This window comes from Dietzia sp. Alg238-R159 (assembly GCF_900537145.1).
Taxonomy (GTDB): Bacteria; Actinomycetota; Actinomycetes; order Mycobacteriales; family Mycobacteriaceae; genus Dietzia; species Dietzia kunjamensis.
Window position 1 is genome coordinate 250,090 of record NZ_UNRI01000003.1, and the last position, 15,422, is coordinate 265,511.

At 70.4% G+C, this 15,422-nt stretch carries 16 protein-coding genes; 6 read left to right on the plus strand and 10 right to left on the minus strand.

Annotated elements, in window-relative coordinates; all coding sequences use genetic code 11:
- The first annotated feature begins 36 nt into the window (after positions 1-36).
- Positions 37-582 carry a DUF2020 domain-containing protein gene (locus G6R20_RS09650; protein WP_096906668.1) on the plus strand — a complete coding sequence of 182 codons (546 nt, stop codon included), beginning with the start codon at positions 37-39 and terminating at the stop codon, positions 580-582.
- Between the two features lie 34 nt (positions 583-616).
- Here G6R20_RS09650 and G6R20_RS09655 read toward each other — a convergent pair whose 3' ends face one another.
- The 5 genes from G6R20_RS09655 to G6R20_RS09675 form a co-directional block, all read right to left on the minus strand.
- Positions 617-1,219 (minus strand): TetR/AcrR family transcriptional regulator, encoded by a 603-nt coding sequence (locus tag G6R20_RS09655; protein ID WP_163376253.1) that lies wholly within the window; start codon positions 1,217-1,219, stop codon positions 617-619.
- 97 nt (positions 1,220-1,316) lie between these two features.
- Positions 1,317-1,589: an antitoxin gene (locus G6R20_RS09660; protein ID WP_163376254.1), complete on the minus strand. Its 273-nt coding sequence runs from the start codon at positions 1,587-1,589 to the stop codon at positions 1,317-1,319.
- Positions 1,590-1,689: 100 nt separating this feature from the next.
- Positions 1,690-1,968, minus strand: coding sequence for a GlsB/YeaQ/YmgE family stress response membrane protein (locus G6R20_RS09665; RefSeq protein ID WP_067717194.1), 279 nt, complete (start codon positions 1,966-1,968; stop codon positions 1,690-1,692).
- Positions 1,969-2,128: 160 nt separating this feature from the next.
- The gene (locus G6R20_RS09670; RefSeq protein WP_163376255.1) at positions 2,129-2,419 is read right to left on the minus strand and encodes a GNAT family N-acetyltransferase; all 291 of its coding nucleotides are present in this window, start codon (positions 2,417-2,419) and stop codon (positions 2,129-2,131) included.
- A complete protein-coding gene (locus G6R20_RS09675; RefSeq protein ID WP_163376256.1) occupies positions 2,416-3,312 on the minus strand; it encodes a universal stress protein in 897 nt (298 codons plus the stop codon). Before G6R20_RS09675 ends, G6R20_RS09670 begins: the two co-directional genes overlap by 4 nt.
- 271 nt (positions 3,313-3,583) lie before the next feature.
- Between G6R20_RS09675 and G6R20_RS09680 the strand changes: the two genes are divergently transcribed.
- The 3 genes from G6R20_RS09680 to G6R20_RS09690 are packed head-to-tail and all read left to right on the plus strand — an operon-like array spanning position 3,584 to position 7,989.
- Positions 3,584-4,582 carry a pseudouridine synthase gene (locus G6R20_RS09680; protein WP_163376257.1) on the plus strand — a complete coding sequence of 333 codons (999 nt, stop codon included), beginning with the start codon at positions 3,584-3,586 and terminating at the stop codon, positions 4,580-4,582.
- 27 nt (positions 4,583-4,609) lie between these two features.
- Positions 4,610-5,380, plus strand: coding sequence for an ABC transporter ATP-binding protein (locus G6R20_RS09685; protein ID WP_163376258.1), 771 nt, complete (start codon positions 4,610-4,612; stop codon positions 5,378-5,380).
- Positions 5,380-7,989, plus strand: coding sequence for an FtsX-like permease family protein (locus tag G6R20_RS09690; RefSeq protein WP_240341371.1), 2,610 nt, complete (start codon positions 5,380-5,382; stop codon positions 7,987-7,989). Before G6R20_RS09685 ends, G6R20_RS09690 begins: the two co-directional genes overlap by 1 nt.
- 62 nt (positions 7,990-8,051) lie before the next feature.
- Here the strand turns inward: G6R20_RS09690 and G6R20_RS09695 are convergent, their stop codons facing one another.
- Both G6R20_RS09695 and G6R20_RS09700 read right to left on the minus strand, forming a co-directional pair.
- Positions 8,052-8,651, minus strand: coding sequence for a transcriptional regulator (locus G6R20_RS09695; RefSeq protein ID WP_163376259.1), 600 nt, complete (start codon positions 8,649-8,651; stop codon positions 8,052-8,054).
- A gap of 185 nt (positions 8,652-8,836) precedes the next feature.
- Complete coding sequence (locus G6R20_RS09700) at positions 8,837-10,078, minus strand: acyl-CoA desaturase (RefSeq protein WP_163376260.1); 1,242 nt, start codon at positions 10,076-10,078, stop codon at positions 8,837-8,839.
- Positions 10,079-10,385: 307 nt separating this feature from the next.
- Here G6R20_RS09700 and G6R20_RS18495 point away from each other — a divergent pair, with 307 nt between their 5' ends.
- The gene (locus tag G6R20_RS18495; RefSeq protein WP_167492364.1) at positions 10,386-10,526 is read left to right on the plus strand and encodes a hypothetical protein; all 141 of its coding nucleotides are present in this window, start codon (positions 10,386-10,388) and stop codon (positions 10,524-10,526) included.
- Positions 10,527-10,659: 133 nt separating this feature from the next.
- Here G6R20_RS18495 and G6R20_RS09705 read toward each other — a convergent pair whose 3' ends face one another.
- Positions 10,660-11,520, minus strand: a complete 861-nt coding sequence (locus G6R20_RS09705) for a mycofactocin-coupled SDR family oxidoreductase (protein ID WP_163376261.1) — start codon at positions 11,518-11,520, stop codon at positions 10,660-10,662.
- 99 nt (positions 11,521-11,619) lie between these two features.
- Between G6R20_RS09705 and G6R20_RS09710 the strand changes: the two genes are divergently transcribed.
- Positions 11,620-13,095: an NYN domain-containing protein gene (locus G6R20_RS09710; RefSeq protein ID WP_163376262.1), complete on the plus strand. Its 1,476-nt coding sequence runs from the start codon at positions 11,620-11,622 to the stop codon at positions 13,093-13,095.
- Between the two features lie 19 nt (positions 13,096-13,114).
- On the opposite strand, the gene G6R20_RS09715 is transcribed toward G6R20_RS09710, so the two are convergent.
- Positions 13,115-14,749, minus strand: a complete 1,635-nt coding sequence (locus G6R20_RS09715) for an HNH endonuclease signature motif containing protein (RefSeq protein ID WP_163376263.1) — start codon at positions 14,747-14,749, stop codon at positions 13,115-13,117.
- 151 nt (positions 14,750-14,900) lie between these two features.
- Positions 14,901-15,395 carry an SRPBCC domain-containing protein gene (locus G6R20_RS09720; RefSeq protein ID WP_163376264.1) on the minus strand — a complete coding sequence of 165 codons (495 nt, stop codon included), beginning with the start codon at positions 15,393-15,395 and terminating at the stop codon, positions 14,901-14,903.
- Positions 15,396-15,422: the final 27 nt, after the last annotated feature.

Sequence of the window (15,422 nt, forward strand, 5' to 3'; positions counted from 1 at the left end):
AACAGTACTGACCGACCCGGCATCTATCCTGGCGGTATGCGCAAACCCGCCTCCCCAGCCCTCGTCGCGGTGTCCGCGGTCCTGCTCGGTGCCCTCGCCGGGTGCGGCGGCTCCGAGCCGGCCCCGGAGATGGGCACCATCCGGACCGCCCCTCCCGAGACGACCGAGCCGGAACTGCCGCCGGTCGAACCGGTCGCGGATGCCGAGTGCCCGTACCTGTCCGCCGACGAGGTCACACGACTCAGCGGCCAGCCGGTCACCGACGTGCGGATCGACGACGGCGTGGAGCCTGCGGCCTGCTTCTTCTACGACTCAGACGGCGAGGTGCAGCTCACGACCACCGTGTATTCGGTCGCGTCCCCGGAGCGGGCGGCGGAGCTGGTGGAGGAGTCGGCGCCCTCCGACGAGGCCGAACCCTCACAGGCGGAGGGAGGCTGGAGCGGTGGCCGTACGGTGGGCCTGGGCGGTGCGCTGGTGGTCCTGTCCCGCGACGCCCGGGTGCTGGCCGTGCAGTCCACGCAGGACGACCCGACGACGGCCCAGCGGATTGCCGAGCTCACCGCACCGCGGGTGGCCGGCTGACCCATCGCTCAGTGGGGATCAAGTGCAGTGGGGATCACGTCGGGTCGGTGACCATCCCCAGGATGAGCTCGGCCATGCTGCGGGCGGTCATCGCGGTGGTCCGGACCTCACCGAGCATCGCGGCGGTCACCGAGCCGTCGTGGAGGAGCGCCAACCGGTCGGCCAGGTCGGTGATGTTGTCCGGGTCCTCGAGGCCCATGCCGGCGAGCTCGGAGCGCAGGGTCTCGGCGACCCACTGCCGCTGATCGGCCACGGCGGCGCGGATGGCGCGCTCGCCGTCCGTCGCCGGGCTGGGGAACTCGATCGCCGCCGCGAGGTGGCAGGACCCGGGCATGGCGGGCTCGACCTGCTCGCGGACGATGTCGAACAGCGCCAGGATGCGGCCCCGGGCATCCGGGGCGAGGTCGGCGCGGCGCTGCCACAGGTCACGGTCCCGTTCGGCGACCGACCTCAGGTAGGCCACGACGAGCTCGTCCTTGGACCCGTAGGTGTTGTAGAGGCTGGCCTTGGCCACCCCGGCCTCCCGCAGGATCCGGTCGATCCCGACCGCACGGATCCCGTCGGTGGAGAACAGACGGGTCGCCGTCGCCAGGAGCCGCTCCCGCGGCCCGGGCTTGGTCGACCGTGTGCTCGTCACGGGGTACACACTATCGGCAGTGACCGTCGACACCACGGGGCCGGTGCCGCGCGCGGCGGACACCGGCCCCATCGCCTGACGGTGCGGTCGATGATGGTCAGGCCGGCGGCTGGCCGTCGGCCGGCGGGCGGCTGTGCTGCGACGAGTCCGGGTCCGGTGTCGGCGTGCCGTCCGGGGCGTCCGGGACCTCGGGCGCGTCCGCAGTGCGTCCGGTGAGGAATTCGCCGGCCTTCTGCTGGGCGGTGTCGACGTGCTGGGCGTGCTTGCCGCCGGTGCGCTTGTCGAACGCATCGCCCGCCTTCTCGAGCGCCGACTCCACCTTGCCCGGGTTCTTGCGGGCGAGGTCCTTGGCCTTGTCGAACAGTCCCATGACGGGCTCCTTCTACTCGGGGTGGTGTACACGAACGGCCCGGCCCTTGTGGGGCCGGGCCGTCCGGATGTAGCGGTGTCTCTGGCGTCTCGCGCCCGGGTCAGACCCTGGTGCGTCCGCGCCCCTTGACCGCCGAGACGATGAAGATGACCAGGATCGCGCCGATGATCGCGGCGACGAAGCCCCAGATGGAGAATGCCTCAGGCATGCCACCGCCACCGGTGACGAGCGAGACGAGGAGGCCGACGATGAAGGCGCCGATCACGCCGGCGAGAACGTTGGCGACGAGGCCCATCTGTGCGTTCTTGCCCATGATCATGGAGGCGATCCAGCCAGCGAGGCCACCGACGATGATCCAGGAGATGATGCTCCACAGCATTGTGGTTGGTCCTTTCCCGAGAGTCGTACTCGGCCCGGGACGGGCCGCTCTCTCAGGAGAACACGACACCGACACGAATGCTTCCGGTAGGGCGCCGAGTGGCGTTAAACGTCGCTCACTCGTTACCGGTTCGTGTCCGCCGGGCCACCCCCCCGCGGCCTCAGGCCATCTCCGCGGCCTCGGGGTGCTTTTGGATGTATCCCGCGACGAACGAACACGACGGGCGCACCCGCAGTCCCTCGTCCCGGGTCACCTGCAGCGCCTCACCGACCAGCGTCCCGGCGAGGCCGCGCCCACCGAATTCGGACGCGACCACCGTGTGGGGGAACTCCCGGACGCCGTCCGTGCCGTCGGAATAGTCGGCGAAACCCGCCACCACGTCGTCCACGAGGATCTCGAATCGCCCGGCGGCGGTGTCACGCCGAACCTGAACGTTGTCCTCGCTGCTCATGAGTGCGATTCCGGACGGACGACCATCACCGGGCACGGGGCCGCCTGCAGGAGCGCCCGGGAGGTGGAGCCGAGGACCATGCCCGTGAACCCGCCCCGCCCGTGGGAGCCGACGACGACGAGCTGGGCGTTCTCGGCCTGCTCGACGAGCGCCCGGACCGCGCGATCGCGCGTGACGAACCGCTGCACCTCGACATCGGGGTACCGGTCCGAGAATCCCGCCAGCCGCTCCGACAACGTCTGGAGCTGCTGCTCCTCGAGTTCCTTCCAGTCGTCCTCGGTGAGGGAGATCCCGGCCGCCGCGGCCTGCACCTGCGGATCCATCCAGGTGTGCACTGCGACGAGGGGGGCGGACCGCGCGGAGGCCTCGGCGAACGCCCACTCGGTGGCCTTGGCGCTGACCTCGGAGCCGTCGATCCCCACGACGACCGGGCCGCTGCGGTTCAGGTCGTCCGTGTCCTCCCGGGTCACCACGACCGGGCAGAACGCGTGGCTGGCCACCGCCGCCGACACCGAGCCGAGCACCATGCCCTTGATCCCGCCCAGGCCGCGGGAGCCCAGGACGATGAGCTTGGCCTTGCGCGAGTAGTCGATGAGCACCTGCGCGGGGTTGCCCTCGACGATCGCGTGCGACACCTCGATGCCGGGCGCCACCTTGGCCGCGGTCTCCCGGGCCTTCTCGATGATGGGTGTGCACTCCCGCTCCAGCTCGTCGTAGACGGGCTGCGGAGGGATCATTCCCTCGGCGAACATCGCGGCCGGCATCGTGTAGCTGGTCACGAGGAGCAGCGGGATACGGCGGGTGGCGGCGGTGTTGGCGGCGTACGCGACCGCACCGGTGGAGGCGGCGGAGCCGTCGACGCCGACGATGACGGTGTTCTCGAGGGAAGCCATGGCCCCGACCCTACCGCCGGGATACGACACCGGATCGCGGTTTGGGAGTGCGCCGTCTAGAGCTGGTCCGGGAACGGGGCGTTGGCCGGGTAGGCCATGTTGAAGCTGCCCTGGAACGCCGGGAGGACGGCGCGGCCCGGGCCGAAGAGGAAGAAGTCGACGACGGCGTCGATCATGGGCACTCCCGAAATCTCAAGGTGATGGTTCCCAAAGTGTTGCGTGGGACAGATGGTGCGCGAGTGAGTGTAGCCCACCGTCTAGGCTCGTGGACATGTCCAGCTCCAGGCGCCGCGGGCGGCCTCTCCCGTTGCGCGACGGGGTGGACCCGGTCCGGATCCGGCTGGCCGACCCCGGACAGGGGCCCCGCAGCATCCCCGAGGAGTTGCGCCGGCGCTTCCCCGACCGGCTCGCCGAGCTCGCCGCGGCCCTCGAGGCGGGGCAGGTCGTCACCGCCGACGGAGCGCCGGTCACCGCCGCCACCCGGCGGCACCGGGGGATGGACGTGTGGATGTACCGGACGCCGGAGCCCGAGGTCCCGGTCCCGTATGAGGTCGAGGTCCTACACGCGGACGACCGCCTCGTCGTCGTCGACAAACCCCACTACCTCGCCACGACCCCCCGCGCGGGGCACGTCACCGAGACCGCGCTCGTCCGGCTGCGGCGCGACCTCGCGCTGGACGACCTGGCACCCGCCCACCGCCTCGACCGCCTCACCGCAGGCGTCCTGGTCTTCACCGTCGATCCCGCGCACCGCGGCGCCTACCAGGAACTCTTCGCCGCCCGACGGGTCACCAAGACCTACCTGGCGGTCGCCACCGCCCCCGACGGGGTCCCCACCGAACGGCAGCGGTCCAGCCGGATCGTCAAGACCCGCGGCGTCCTCCAGGCGGCCGAGGTCGACGGCGAGCCCGATGCCCACACCCGCATCACCCTCCTGGGCACCCGTGGGGACGGGGCCGGGCGGATCGGGCTCTACCGGCTCGAACCCACCACCGGCCGCACCCACCAGCTGCGCGTGCACATGAACGCGCTCGGAACCCCCATCCTCGGCGACGACCTCTACCCCCGTGTGCTCGACGTGGCCCCCGGTGACTTCTCGACACCACTCCAGCTGCTGGCCGCGTCGATCGCCTTCACCGACCCCGTCTCGGGCGAGAAACGCGAGTTCGTCACCCGGCGGACCCTCGACGCCTGGACCCGCGAGCAGGATCAGGGTGGACACCCGGGCAATCCCCCATCGGCATCCGCTCCGAATTCCTGCAAGCTTTAGATCGACCACCATGATCCGAGGGAGCACATGACCACCCAGGCCGAGACCCACCAACACGACGGAGAGCCGCACTCCGCGGCCGCCGTCGCCACCGACCTCGTCATGACCTACGGGGAGGGTGAGACCGAGGTCCGCGCACTCGACCACGTCAGCGCGACCTTCGAACGGGGACGGTTCACTGCGATCATGGGCCCCTCCGGCTCGGGCAAGTCCACGCTCATGCACTGCATGGCGGGACTGGACCGGCCGACCTCCGGGTCGGTGCAGATCGGCGAGACCGAGATCGTGGGGCTGGCGGACAAGGAACTGACGGCGCTGCGACGTGACCGGATCGGATTCGTGTTCCAGTCCTTCAACCTCGTCCCGACCCTGACGGCAGAGGAGAACATCACCCTGCCCCAGGACATCGCCGGCCACAGCATCGACCGGGCCTGGTTCGACGAGGTGATCGGCCGGCTGGGGATCGCCGACCGGCTCTCGCACCGGCCGTCCGAGCTGTCCGGCGGCCAGCAGCAGCGCGTCGCGTGCGCCCGCGCCCTGGTCGGCCGCCCGGACATCCTGTTCGGTGACGAGCCCACCGGCAACCTCGACTCCACCTCCTCGGCCGAGGTCCTGGCCATCCTGCGCAGCGCCGCCGACGACTTCGGTCAGACCGTCGTGATCGTCACCCACGACCCCCGCGCCGCCACCTACGCCGACCGCGTCCTGCTGCTCGCCGACGGCCGGGTCGTCCGCGAGCTCACCCACCCCACCGCCGACGAGATCCTGGCGGCCATGGGCGCCCTCGAGGAGCGGTGATGGCGGCCAGGCACGCCTCCGGGCACGCCGGACCCGCCGGCGGGGGGCGACACGAGTCCGCCCACGCCCCGCGCCACACGCGCCCGATGCTGCGCGTGTCGCTGCGCAACATCGCCGCCCACAAACTCCGCCTGGTGCTGTCCGTGCTGGCGGTGGTCCTGGGCACCGCGTTCGTCACCGGTTCGCTGGTCTTCACCTCCACCCTCAAGAGCACCTTCGACGGGCTGCTCGACCAGGGCACCGCGGACCTCGCCGCGATGATCGAACCCGAGGACCCCCGCGGGGCCGGTGTGCCGTTCGAGGTGGCCGAGCAGGTGCTCGAGCTGCCGGGCGTCCAGGCGGCCATGCCCGGCGTGTCCGGCACCGTGGTGCTGTTCAACGCCGACGGCACCCCGTACCAGTCCGGCGGCGCGCCGTCCGAGGGCCTGGCCTGGATCGATCCCGACGACGCGGTCGGCGAGAGCAGCTGGATCACGGACGGTCGCGCCCCCGCCGCCGACGACGAGGTCGTCCTCCCCGAGACCGTGCTCACCGCCGCCGGCCTGGCCGTCGGCGACACCGCCGAGGTCTACACCACCGGGCAGGGCGTCCTCGACGTGACCGTCGTGGGTGCCTACGCCAACGAGACCGACATCGGCGGGTACGTGGGCGTCGGGTTCTCCGAGGAACGCGCCCGCGCCCTGTTCACCGACGGCGAGAACGCCTCCAACGTCTCCGTCCGCGCGGAACCGGGCGTGAATCAGGAGGAGGTCCGCGACACCATCGCGGCCGAGTTCCCCGACTACGAGGTCCGGACCGGCGAGGAGGTCAAGGAGCGGCTGTCCGAGCAACTGTCGACCGTCCTCGACTTCATCAACTACTTCTTCGTCGCCTTCGGTCTGATCGCGCTGCTGGTCGGCACGTTCATCATCTACAACACCTTCTCCATGCTCGTCGCCCAGCGACTGCGGGAGCTCGCCCTCCTGCGCGCGATCGGCGCCTCCCGCGGGCAGCTCACACGATCGGTGATGGCAGAGGCCGCCGTCACCGGGCTCATCGGATCCGTGATCGGTGTGATGGCGGGATTCGGCCTGGCCCAGCTGATCTTCGTGGTGCTCGAGGCCTTCGACCTGGGCATCCCGTCCGGAGCCCTCTCGCTCACCCCGATGTCGGTCATCACGCCGCTGGTGCTGGGCTTCGTCGTCACCGTCTTCTCCGCCTGGGCGCCCGCCCGACGCGCCGGACGCGTCGCCCCCGTACAGGGCATGCGTGTCGGCGCGGCCTCCACCGAGGCCGGCGGCGGATGGCGCACTTCCGTCGGCCTGTTCGCCGTGGTGAGCGGCCTCATGCTCGCGGTGATAGGCACCTGGCAGGAGACGACCCGGGACGGTGCGATCACGGTCGGTGTCGGCGCGGCCGCGCTGATCATCGGCAGTTTCCTGGTGATGCCCGCGCTCGCCAAGCCCATCGCCGGTGGCATCGGCAGGGTGATCGGCGCGCCGTTCGGCGCGGTCGGCAAGCTCGCCGCCACCAACGCCGGACGCAACACGCGCCGGACCGCCGCGACGGCGTTCGCGCTCACGCTGGGACTGACCCTGGTGGCGGCGTTCGGAACCCTCGGTGCCACCACGAAGGAGAGCGTCAGCGGCGTCATCGACCAGGACATCAACGCCGATGTCGTGGTCCAGGGCGTGGCCTCCCAGGGGCCGCCGACCCCGCTGCCCGGCGGCATCGAGCAGCGGATCGCGGACGTGGACGAGGTCGGCGACGTGGCCTGGCTGGCCTTCGCGTTCGCCCAGCTCGCCGGGGAACCGCAGGCGCTGTCCGCCGCGGGCGGACCCGTCGGGGAGATGATCGACGCCACCGTGGTCGACGGGTCGCTCGACCCCGGCCCCGACTCGCTCGTCGTGTCCCGGACCGTCGCCAGGGACAAGGGATGGACGATGGGCGCCTCCGTGCCACTCGTCGGGCCCGACGGCAGTGAGAGCACCCTCCGGGTCACCGGCGTCTACGAGGACTCCCAGATCCTCGGGCAGTTCTACACCGGGATGGACGTCTACGAACGTCTGGTGCCGGAGAACCTGCGGTCGACCTTCAACGTGCTCGTCGCGGCGGACGACGGGGTGGGCGAGGACGAGGTCCTCGCGGCGGTGACCGACGAGCTCACCGACATCCCCATCGCGATGGTCCAGAGCAAGCAGCAGTACATCGACACCCAGACCGGCGGGATCGACCAGCTGTTGACGATCATCTACGCGCTGCTGGGGCTGGCGCTGGTCATCGCGGTCCTGGGCATCGTCAACACCCTCGCCCTGTCGGTGATCGAGCGTCGCACCGAGATCGGGATGCTCCGCGCGGTGGGCATGCAGCGCTCGCAGGTCCGCCGCACGATCAACCTCGAGTCCACGCAGATCGCGGTGTTCGGCGCGTTGATCGGCGCGGCGGTGGGCGTCTACCTGGGCTGGGCGTTCGTCACCGTGCTCGCCGACAGTGGCCTGACGGAGACGACCATCCCGTGGGGCAGCATCGGGATCGTGCTGGCGGCCTCGGCGGTCGTCGGGGTCCTGGCGTCGCTGTGGCCCGCGCACCGGGCCGCCAAGACCGACCCCCTCGAGGCGATCTCGGACTAGGTGCGGGGGTCGCCCGCGGGGGTCGCCCGCGGGGGTCGCCCGCGGGCCGGGCGACACCCGCGCTAGCGGCGCAGGCCGAAGAGGTTGCGGGGACCGCGGTGCTCGTGTCGGGCGAGCACCGCGCCCAGCACCTCGGCGTCGTGCTTCTGGTCGACCTCGACGCCGGCCAGCCTGCCGACCGTGCGCTCCCACAGCAGGCCCTCATACACGGTCAACAGGTCCAGTGCGGCTGTGGCCGGGTCGCGCAACCCGGCGGCGTCGAGCGCGCCGACGAGGTCGCTCGGATCGAGCAGGGCGGCCACGAGGTCCGTGGTGTCCTCCTTGCCGGCGAGTTCGACGACCAACGCCGACCTGGCCGCCAGCTCACCGCGGTAGTCGACCAACAACCCGTCGACCATGCGCGTGAGCATCCCCAGTACGTCGTCGGCGTCGGAGGACGCCAGTTCCTGGATCCCCGACACCTCGACGTATCCCCTCAGCAGCGAGGTGAGCCGGTCGACGGTGAGGGTGAGCAACTGCGCACGGGTGCGGCAGTAGTAGGAGGTGGAGCCCGACGGCAATCCCGCCTCCGAGTCCACGGCGCGGTGGGTGAGGGCACGGACCCCGTCCCTCGCCACGACCTCGATCGCGGAATCGGCGATGAGCATGCGCCGGTCCTCCATGGGGGCTCCCGTCGTCGTGTTCCACGGACATTCAGTTCGACCGGTGTAGTGCCGGACGTCGACGGGACCCGCCGACTCGAGCGACAGCCTATCGCCGTACGGGGCCGAGGGCGTCGGAATCACGGACGCCCCGGCACCGGTATCCGGTGCCGGGGCGTCCCTGGCGTCAATCGTGCGGCCGCTGGTCAGGCCACGGCGGCGACCTTGCGGGCCCGCCGCGTGGCGCGGTGGTGCTGCAGTGCGGTCTTCAGGCCCGCCCGCTGACCCTCCACGGACGGCAGCGGCTTGGGCAGGTCGGCGAACATCCGCTCGGAGTGGGTCTCCGGCGCGTCGTCAGTGGTGTCGCGCAGCATGTGGTTGGGCAGCGACAGCTTGGCGATGGTCCGCCAGGTCTTGAAGTACTGCACCGGCAGGGGACCGGCCACGTAGGGCAGGTCGTACTTGCGGCACACCTCGCGCACCCGGATGGACGCCTCCGCGAGGCGGTTGGACGACATGTCCGGGTAGATGTGGTGCTCGATCTGGTACGACAGGTTGCCGGACATGAAGTCGACCACCGGACCGCCCGTGATGTTGGCGGAGCCGAGCATCTGCCGCAGATACCACTCGGCCTGGGTCTCGTTCTCCACGTCCTTCTTGGTGAACTTCTCGGCACCGTCGGGGAAGTGGCCACAGAAGATCACCGCGTTGGTCCAGACGTTGCGGATCCCGTTGGCGACCAGGTTGGCGGTGGCGGTGGACTTCCACCCCTTGCCGGACAGCAGCGGAAAGAAGACGTAGTCCTTGGCGAGCTGACGGCCGGCCTTCTTGGCGAAGAGCGAGAGCTTGTTCATGGTCTCGCGACGGTCGTCACGACCCTTCGCGACCTTGCCCAGCTCGAGGTGCTGGATACCCACGCCCCACTGGAACAGCAGCGCGAGGGCCGCGTTGTAGGCGATGTTCCCGTAGAAGAAGGGGTGCCAACGCTGGTCGCGGGTCACCCGGAGAACGCCGTACCCCACGTCGTCGTCCAGGCCGACGATGTTGGTGTACTTGTGGTGGATGTAGTTGTGGGTCTGCTTCCAGTGCTCGGCGGTGCCCACGATGTCCCACTCCCAGGTGGTGGAGTGGATCTCGGGGTCGTTCATCCAGTCCCACTGCCCGTGCATGATGTTGTGGCCGAGTTCCATGTTCTCGACGATCTTGGCGACCCCGAGGGTGCCTGCGCCGATCGCCCAGGCCGTGCGGTTGCGTGAGCCCACGAGGAGCAGTGCACGGGCCGCGATCTCGAGTCCCCGCTGGAAACGGATCGTGTTGTGGATGTAGGTGGCGTCTCGCTCGCCGAGGGAGCCGATGATGTCCTGACGGATCTGCTCGAGCTCCGCGCCGAGGGCTTCGATGTCGGTCTCGGTGAGGTGCGCGAATTCCGGGATGTCGGTGATGGCCATGAAGCTACGGTACCGTAACTTACGGTCGCGTAGGTAGGTTCGGTTGCGTGGGTCACAATTTTGATGTGCGGTGGGCTGATCGATCGTCGCCCAGTTGTGGTGTGGCCGAAATCTATTTTCCGGCGCCGTTGCGCGCGTGGCCTGCACGTGGCCTGCGTGGGGAGCCGACGATGTCACGCCGGACATCACGGTTGTGTAACGTCGAGCGGGTCAGTGACGACATAGATGGCGTCACGAGGGGTACAGACACAACGCCCGATACCGCAGTACGACTCAGTACGCAGCAGTAATTACGAGGGGACACATCATGAGCAACGCCAACGACATCTTCCTGCAGGCCATCCAGCCGGTCATCGACATCTTCTGGTCGCTGGTGTGGACCGCCACCGGTTCGACCATCAGCGTTCCCCGTCCGACCGCTCCCGCGGGCACTCCCGAGTCGGTCTGATCGTCACGAGCGCCGGGTTCATCGCCCGGTGATCTCCGCGGCAGCCCGCCCCTCGATCGAGGGGCGGGCTGCCGCGTTTCATCCGGTCGATCCGGTCGGGGGGGCGGTGGTGGCAGCGGCCGGGCCCGCCGGTTCAGAGGCCGAACTTCTCGCTGCCACCCAGGTCGATCGGAATGGAGGCGCCGGTGATGCCCGCGCCCGCGTCGCTGCACAGATAGACGGCCATGGAGGCGATCGCCGACGGCTCGACCCACGGCTGCGGCATCTGGTTCATACCGCTGAAGGTCTCCGCGGTGTCCTCGAGCGTGGTGCCCTGTCCGCCCGACATCATGGCGATCATCGACGGGTTCTCGATCATCGGCGTGCGGACGTTGCCGGGGTGGATCGAGTTGCACCGGACGTCTGAGAACCCGAGCTCGCCGGCGAGCGCCTTGGCGAGTCCCCGCACGGCCCACTTGGACGTCCCGTAGCTGGCGGTGAAGGAGCCGCCCCGCAAGGCCACCATCGAGCTGATCAGCACGACCGAGCCGCCGCGCCCGGTCGCCAGGATGTGCGGGATTGCCACCGTCGTCGTCACCCACGTGCCCTTGAGGTTGATGTCGAGCGTCGTGTCCCACTCCTCCTCGCTCCGCTCCCAGGACGCGGCCGGCTGGGGCGAGACCCCGGCGTTGGCCACCACGAAGTCCAGGCCGCTCAGCTCGGCGACCGCGGCGTCAACGGCTGCACGCATGCCGGGGAGGTCCCGCACGTCCACCTCCCCGGTGATGCAGCGCCGGCCGAGCGCGCGAACGGCCTCGGCGGTGGCCTCGAGGTCCTCCGGATTGGCCATCGGGTAGGGGACCGTCTCGATGTCCCGGCACAGGTCGAGAGCGATCACGTCACAGCCGGCGGCGGCGAACGCCTCACAGTGTGCGCGACCCTGGCCGCGCGCGGCACCGGTGACCAGCACGACCCTTCCGCTCAGATCGGCCTGGGTGGGGACGGCTTGCGACATCGGGGCTCCTGACGTGGTTCGGCGGCGGACCCTGCGGGGCCGCCCGCCCTGCGGCATGCTGGAAGTCAACGTAGACAATCAGAACAGGTAGTGATCATCATGCTTGAACGGACTCTGGTCCTCGTGGATACCTCGTATCTACTGGCTAGCTTTTACAACTCGTGGGAGGAGGGTGCGCGCGGCCAGTTGGAGATATCCCTGGCCACGGTCGTGCACCGTTTAGACCATGTAGCCCACGGTCTGGTGGACCAGCCGGTCCAGCGCCAGAACTGGTACGACGGCATCCCGGATTCCGGCCCGCACCGGTATCAGCGCACCCTGCGCGTGATCGAGGGCGTGCAGCTGCGCGCCGGCCAGTTGATCGAGTGGGGTGAGAGACGAACCCAGAAGGCGGTCGATACCCTCCTCGTCGCCGACATGATCCAGGCCGCCTACAAGGGCCAGTGTTCGGACATGGTCCTGGTCACCGGGGATGCCGACATGATCCCCGGCGTGCGGGTCGCGGTGGACGCCGGTGTCCGTATGCACCTCGTGGGTTTCGGCTGGGACTCGATCTCCTCCGCGCTGCGGCACGCCTGCGACACCACGACCGTGCTCGATCCCCGCACCGATTTCCACGACGCGATGCAGATCAGGGTTCTCGAGGGCCCCATCCCCCCGAAGGTCCGGACCCCGACGGCTCCCCCGGTGCATCCGGGGGAGGACGCCCACGAGACCGAAGAGTCGGTGGGCATGGCCGACGTCGTCCTGCGCTCGGATCGCGCCTCGGCCACCTCGGTGGCTGATGAGACCCGCCTCACCGCCGCCGAGGAGGAACGCGCCGCCGATGCGGAGGAGTTGGCGGCGGACGAGCAGGAGTGCGCGGCGAGGGTCGAGTCCGAGCCCCCTGCGCCGGAGGCCGGGGGTTCCGCGCCGAAATCGGCCGAACAGCCGACGGCCGGTGAGGGTCCCACGCCTGGCGCGTCGTCGAAGCCCGAGAGTGCACAGAATCCGGGGCCGTCGCCCGCGCAGTTGGCCAAACAGACCGACGAGGCGGAGAAGTCAGAGAAGGCAGAAAAGACCGAGAAGGCGGGGGAGCCCGGGCCGCCCAGCCCGGCCGAGGCGTCCCCCGAGGCTGCCGAGGCCGCCGGGTCGCACCCGGGCCCCCAGCCCCCGGCGCAGTCCTCCCGGGTCGCTCCCCAGTTCGCGGGCTCGGTCCAGAAGCCCTCGGACCCCGGCGCGGAGCCCAACGGGTCGTCCCGGCCGAACCCGTCGATGATGGCGCCCCATCGTCGGCCGCTGCGGTCGAAGTTCGTGCCGCTCCCTGACGAGGTCTGGACCTCGTCCGGTGAGCAGACCCCCTTCGACGTGGGCCAGCAGTACGCCACGTGGTGGTACGAGCGGGCCGCCACAGAGAGTCAGCGGGACCAGGCGCATCTCCTCTCGGGCGGTGTGCTTCCCCCGGGGATCGACCGCCCGTTGTTGCAGTTCGCCTGCCAGATGCTCAACGAGTTCACCCTGACGGAAGCCCAGCGGGTTCGCCTGCGAGACGGGTTCCACGAGGGGATCCGGGCAGTCCTTCTCAAGCACCGCTGACGCCTTCCCGCCTGGCCGGTCAGAAGGGTGGTGGGTCGGGGTCGTGGTGGTGGTCGGGTGGGGTGTCTGGTGGTGGGGCCATGGCGTTGGCTTTGCGCTCGGCGGCCAGGCGTAGGGCGCGTCGGTACCAGTGGGTGCTCTGGGGTCGGGGGTCGAGCCAGGGGCGGCGTGGAGGTGGGATGTCGGCGTCGCTGCCGGCCCCGGCCCTGGTGTCGGTCGCAGCCCCGGTGTCGGTCTCGGTGGTGTGGCGGCGCCAGCGGGCGAGGGGGCCGTCGGGGTGGGTGGTGAGGGTGTGTCCGGTGTCGGTGGTGATGGTCAGGGTGCCGTCGGGGGCGAGTTGATAGTGCCAGTTGTGGAAGGTTTTGAAGCGGTGGTGGTTGCGGCACATGGCGGCGAGGTTGTTCTCGAGGGTCGGGCCGCCGGCGGTGGGGTCTGTGTGGTTGAAGGGGCGGACGTGGTCGATGTCGCAGGCGTCGGCGGGGACGGAACAGCCGGGGTGGCGGCAGGTGCCGTCGCGTAGGCGGATGCGGTGGGCCAGTCGGTCGCTGATGCGGTAGCGGTGGGCGTGGTGGGGGGTGTCTGCGGCGCCGGGTGCGGTGTCGGGCACGGTGATGGTGGCGCCGGTGCTGCGGGTGAGTAGTTCGATGAGGGCGTCGATGGTGGCCGGGCCGCCTCGGGGGAGGTAGACCTCGGGTTCGCCGTCGGGGCCGGGGGGTGCGAGCACGGTGATGGTGGGGCGGATCTGGGTGGCCGGCGGGCGGTGACCCGCACCCGCGACCCCGCCCGCCCCGGCGCCCCTGCCTGCGTCGGTGTCGGTGCTGGGGTGGCCGAGGAGGGCGGTGACGAGGGCGTCGGCGCGCAGTTCGTCCATGCTGCGGATGGTGTCGGTGTCGAGGGTGTCGGCGCCGTGGCGGCGGGTGGTCTCGACGCGGGTGCGGGTGTCGCGGTGGCGTTGGGCGGTGGCCCTGGTCTGCAGCAGGGTGTGGATGGCGGAGGCTTCGGTGGCGGTGAGGTGGGCGGTGAGGTCGGCCATGCCGTCGGGGGCGCGGCGCAGGGTGACGCGGCGTTCGCGGACCGCGGCGGTGCGGCGCAGGCGTACGCCGTCGGGGTCGTGGGCGGCGATGATGCGGTCGGTGTGGGACAGGATCGCGTCGCGTCCGGGGCGCCTGCCGGCGGCGAGGGCGGCCAGGAGCCAGTCGATGACCTCGCGGTGGACGTCGTCGCGGTGCAGGGAGTCCACGGTGCGCATGTGGCGTGCGAGCAGGGTGGCGGTGGCCTCGTCGAGGTGGCCGGTGTCCATGGCCTCGACGAGACAGGGGAACTTGGTGACCAGGGTGATGGCCAGGGTGAGCAGGCTGCGGGCGCGGTTGTGGTGCACGCCGTAGGCGGCGACGACCTCACTTGTGGCGATGGTCAGTGGGTCGATGACGGCGTGTTCGGGGCGTTGGTCCAGGCCGGGGCCGTAGCCGGCGGCGATGTCGCGCAGTTCCTGTTCCTCGCGGCAGGTGGCCCACAGGTCGTGGCAGGCGCGCAGCCGGGCGGCGGCCGCGCGATTCTCGGCGTGCAGTGCCGCCAGGGCTGCGGAGCTGGCGGCGGTGACGGCGGGACTGCCGGCCACAGCTCCGGCATCATCCCCGGTAGTCGTCTCCCGCATGTGCACCCCCTTGCCGGCGGTTGACCGCACGACCCTGATTCGCCTGTGTGTTCGATTGAGGGAACACTAGCAGGGGGGTCCGACATGAGGCTCTCAACTGCGAAAACAGGTGGAGGGCGCGCAGTCGAAGACCGCAGCGGGACCTACCGTCTCAGCCGCGCAGCAACGCCCGGTAGTGGTCGGCCAGGGCGGGGTGGTAGTCGGGAGAGAAGCGCAGGGCCTCCGGATCACGGCCCGCCTCGGCCTCGACCAACCGGTCCAGATAGAAGTCCCACCCGGGACCGATGTCGGACGCGGACTCGGCGTCCGCGATGTCCTGTTCCAGGGAGATGGTGACCTCGTCGTCGTCGCCCTCGATGCGCACGGTGACCACCCAGCCGTCCGGTCCGATCCTGACGACGACGAGGTTCGGCGCCTCACACCGTAGTACCTCAACGGTCTCTGCGGGTGAGCCCTCCTCGGCGCACATCGTCATCTCGACGGTGCCCGACGCCGGGTCGCCCGACCACGACCCGATCCAGCGTGCGGTGCGGGCCGGATCGGTGACGGCCGCCCACGCCTGGTCACGGGACATGGGCAGCCGGCGGGGGAACACCACGGCGCCCGACGGGGCGAGGTATCCGGAGGCCCGGGGTGTGGCGGTCATGGCGACTCCTTCGCCGATAGCCCGGGG